Genomic DNA, 4230 nt, shown 5'->3' on the forward strand with positions numbered 1-4230 from the left:
GGATGGCTTTGGGGATTTGTGGCTGAACGGCCTCGGTGTTGATTGCAAATTGCAAAATGAACACTGAAAAATGTAAATTGATCAGCAAATAATGCTTCCCAAAAATTTTCAATTTGCAATGTTCATTTTGCAATTTGCAATGTTCGACTGGTTCGCTAAAAACCTCTCCCACCGCATTTTCATCAGCCCAGGCATCGCCCCGCGCGTTGTGCCGGGTGGACGCGCGGGGCGATGCCCACGCGGTTAAACAGGTTAGATGTATGCTGGTCGTTCTTCTTACCCATTCATCTTTTTTAACGCCAGCATCAGCGCTTGGGTGCCCTTCTTGTTGTGTCCTTGTGCGGCGACAGCTTGGTAGAGCTGGTGTGCGAGTGCCAGACCTGGCATGCATAAATTCATTCGCCGTGCTTCGTCCAAAGCGATGCCCATGTCCTTGATAAAGTGCTCGACGAAGAAGCCGGGTTCGTAATCGCCTGCCACGATCCGTGGCCCGAGATTGGACAGCGCCCAACTACCCGCTGCACCGGAGGAAACACTTTTCAGCGTGGTCGTCAGATCTAAACCTGCTTTGTCGGCGTACAACAACGCTTCACAAATCGCGACCATCCCGGAAGCGACCAAAGTCTGATTGACCATTTTGGCGTGCTGCCCGCGACCGGGGCCACCTTGATAGACGATGGTTTGTCCCATCAACTGAAACAGCGGATCCAAGTGCTGCGTGACGGCTTCGTCGCCACCGATCATGATCGAAAGTTTTCCGGCCTTGGCACCGACGTCTCCGCCGCTGACCGGTGCGTCGATCGATGCGACATCTTTTCCCGCGGCGACGCTGGCAATCTGTTCCGCCAGCGATGGACGGCTGGTCGTCATGTCAACAATGATTCCGCCCGGTTGGATCGCGGAAAGAACGCCTGCATCGCCTAAGATGACGGATTCGACATCATCCGGCATTCCAACGATCGTGAACACAACGTCACTTTGGGCGGCAACTTTGGCCGGTGAATCCACCAGCGTCGCACCGGCGTCCACCAACGCTTTTGCCTTTTCGGGCGTCCGATTCATCACCGTCATCGCATAGCCCGCGTCGATCAAGTGACCAGCCATGCTGCGGCCCATCACGCCTGTGCCGATCCATCCAATGCGAGTCTTGCCAGGTGAAATTGTTGTGTCGTTGTTCATGCTTGTCTGTTGTTACGAAAGCTGTGCTGTTAATCACGAAGGAGAAAGCGGAGAACGATAGTCGCCTTTCGCTCCGCGAAAGTAGCGAATCCGCTGCTTTCGCGGAGCGAAAGGCGACTATAAAAAATCGCGAGTTCCTAAGCTGCGGTTGGTCGCCGTGATAACTCGACGGCCTTGGCCCATGCCGGTAGCGATTGGCCGGAATCACAGCAGCCTAGCACGATCGGCCCGTCACTGCTGGGGCGTCCCAGAATCGCAGTCCAGCGAACTTGAACAGACACACTTGCATCACGGTTCAACGTTCGCTGTATCCGTGACGCCTGTCGCTTGGTTCGGAGGTCCGAGAAGATCGACCGCAGACCACCGGGTTGCTGATAGAAATCGATCTCGATGCCGTGTTGGTTCAAACGGTTCGCCGCCGCATGATCACTTGACCGATAGATCGCGTTTACCAGTTCACTATAAAAGCCGGGCTGCAGCGAAAACTCTGGCGGCGTCACCAGTACGATCGTCGATTGTCCCGTTTCCGAGAAGGCGACGATTCGGTCTGCAAGTTGGTCCAGTGACATAAACGCCTAGTTGGTCGTGTGACCCTACAATTAATTAGAAACTGTTGAAGACGCCCCGTAAGCCCGACGACGACCGGCCCGTGGCTGGGCCCGCCAGGGTTCAGTCGAGGTTTAAGTCGAGGTTTAAGTTTAGGTTTAAGTTTAGGTTTAAGTTTAGGTTTAAGTTTAGGTTTAAGTTGAGGTTTAAGTTGAGGTTTAAGTTGAGGTTTAAGTTGATCGATGGACTGAACCCTGGCGGGATCAGCTACGATTTGGATCGACCTCTCAGCTACCCGTGCGCATTCGTGACATCAATTGTTGATAGTCAACAGCGACTGGTTCCGCCTCATCTTGCCGGTCTTCTTCTGACAGTGGTGCTTTTTGATCGCCCTGTAGATCCAGTTCATCCTCGATCACCAACAGGTCGCTGTCGTCGCGGACGAGACGGATTTCAAACGGATCTGATTCCGGGTCTGCGTCTGCTTCTTCGACAAAACGAAGGGCACCTGCGTTGTGGTCTTCGGCTTCGTATTCTTCGTCACTGCACGTCTCGGATTGACAGCTTTCATTGCTGCAATCGCCACAGCCGCTTTTCGCTGCGATCGCGTCTTCGTGAGCCTGAACAATCTCAAGCTCGATCGAATCTTCCGCTTCGCTGTGTACTCGGATGTCCGAGTTGTTGGATTCGCATGGCTCGTGCGATGACGCTTGATCGTCTTCGATGAAGGAACTGCAATCGGAATGGTCAGCAAAGATCATCGCTGAATCGTCTTGAGTCGTCATGCCGACGATCTCTTGATGCAGCATCGATTCAAGGTTTGGCCCGGACGTATCTGGTGTTGGCTGTGTCATCGTCGCTGGCTTGACGGGGTTCACCGCTGCATTGCTGCCGACTGGGACATGCTCTTCGGACTCAAAATCGCCGAACAATGCCGACGCAGGCGGTGTGGTGTTTTCTGGAGACGCGATCTGTGCAATCGCTTCTTGGCTGATTCCCTGATCGGTATCGCAGTCAGTATCCATCTCGCACTGGTTCGCTTCGTCTGCAATCTCTGATTCATCTTCTAGCCATGTTGCCGAAGGCGTGCCGACGGAAATGTCGCAGTCTTGTTTCTGTTCCGTTTTGCAAGACGCAGTTTCACTTTGGCTGGAACATTCGTCGGCATCCCAATCGCTCAGTTCACCGTACTCGACTGCTTGGTCTGTATCGCTTGAGGTCGCCTTCATCTTAGGCTCGTCGATCATTGGGCTTGGCAATTGCTGCAACATTGCCCAAGCACGATCGACAACGGTGTCATCGATCATCGACTGGCCCATTTCTTCGGCAACGTCGATCGCTTGGGTCATCAATTGGTTGATCAAACGCGGCACACCACTGCAGGCATGGTGGACAGCCGAAATGGCTTCCAAGGTGATCGTGCGATCGGGATCGGCGTCACATTGTGCGATAACTGCGGTGATGTATTCGCGAGACTCGTCACCTGAAAACGGATGCAGGTAGCAACGCGTGGCGACTCGCTGAGTGAACGCTTCCATCGACGGATCGACCAGAACCTCGTCCAGTTTGGCTCCGCCGCACAGGATCGCGGAAACACGCGGCTGTCCGTTTTGCATGATGTTGGTGATCTTGCGAATCGCTTCCAAGACCTCGGTGCAGATCGATTGCGCTTCGTCAACGATGATCAGCAATCCGCCGTGCGACGCTTTTTGGCTGCACACGCGATCAACGAGCGTCAGGTACAAATCGTTGGTCGGGCCGGCGACATGGTCGGCCTTCATGCAATGCAGAACATGTCGCAGCAATGAGTCGCGGTCTTCGATGCCGTCATTGCTTAGCACGATGACGTCGTGAGAATTCTCATAGCGTCGGGTCAGCGTTTGGCAGATCAGCGATTTACCCGTGCCGGGTGGTCCCATGATTAACGAGATCGCTTCTTTGGCATCGATGCTGCGTCCGATTCGTACCATCGCTTCATCGACGCTGCCGATGGGAACGTATCGAGATGCACTGGGAAAAGCAGGGAACGGTGGCAATGTGTTTGCTTGGTCGTTACCGTTCGCATTGGAAGCTTGGGTCATGATTGTCGCCGTCGGGTTCATCGTCATGGGGAGGAAGATTTCGTGCGCGGTCGGTTGCACCGCATAACCCAAATAATCGGCACAATCTAACGACGTCTTGAGTCCAATAACGCCTAATGAAGGACGTCGAAGCCACCGCTGCATCGCCACCGCGCAGCGGTCGTGCCGTTTTGGGAGCCCGCAAAACACAGTGATTGCGATGCACCTCTCCCTCCGGGTGGCCTGACAAAAATCAACTTGTCACGCCCCTTGAAAGTAGGCCGTAGCGAGCCAAAGCGAGTTACGGCGTTGCGCGAATTGCCGTAACTCGCTTTGGCTCGCTACGGCCTACATGCTGGCGATCAGGGAAATGTGCCGTTGCCACTATGCTTCACAGCATTCCAGTTTGTGTTGCCGACCATGGTGCAGCTTGCCCAATTTGCTG

At 54.2% G+C, this 4230-nt stretch carries 3 protein-coding genes; all 3 read right to left on the minus strand.

Annotated elements, in window-relative coordinates:
• Positions 1 to 276: 276 nt before the first annotated feature.
• Positions 277 to 1179 carry an NAD(P)-dependent oxidoreductase gene (locus RC85_RS24910; RefSeq protein ID WP_068267512.1) on the minus strand — a complete coding sequence of 301 codons (903 nt, stop codon included), beginning with the start codon at positions 1177 to 1179 and terminating at the stop codon, positions 277 to 279.
• 137 nt (positions 1180 to 1316) lie between these two features.
• On the minus strand, positions 1317 to 1748 hold the full coding sequence (locus RC85_RS24915) for a hypothetical protein (RefSeq protein WP_068267513.1): 432 nt from the start codon (positions 1746 to 1748) through the stop codon (positions 1317 to 1319).
• A gap of 264 nt (positions 1749 to 2012) precedes the next feature.
• Positions 2013 to 3806 carry an ExeA family protein gene (locus RC85_RS24920; RefSeq protein ID WP_160148033.1) on the minus strand — a complete coding sequence of 598 codons (1794 nt, stop codon included), beginning with the start codon at positions 3804 to 3806 and terminating at the stop codon, positions 2013 to 2015.
• Positions 3807 to 4230: the final 424 nt, after the last annotated feature.

The sequence above is a fragment of the Rubripirellula obstinata genome, assembly GCF_001642955.1.
GTDB lineage: Bacteria > Planctomycetota > Planctomycetia > Pirellulales > Pirellulaceae > Rubripirellula > Rubripirellula obstinata.

Bases quoted from the DNA above. Each gene is read 5' to 3' on its own strand.
- RC85_RS24910 (WP_068267512.1), bottom strand. From the start codon at position 1,179: ATGAACAACGACACAACAATTTCACCTGGCAAGACTCGCATTGGATGG.
- RC85_RS24915 (WP_068267513.1), bottom strand. From the start codon at position 1,748: ATGTCACTGGACCAACTTGCAGACCGAATCGTCGCCTTCTCGGAAACG.
- RC85_RS24920 (WP_160148033.1), bottom strand. From the start codon at position 3,806: ATGACCCAAGCTTCCAATGCGAACGGTAACGACCAAGCAAACACATTG.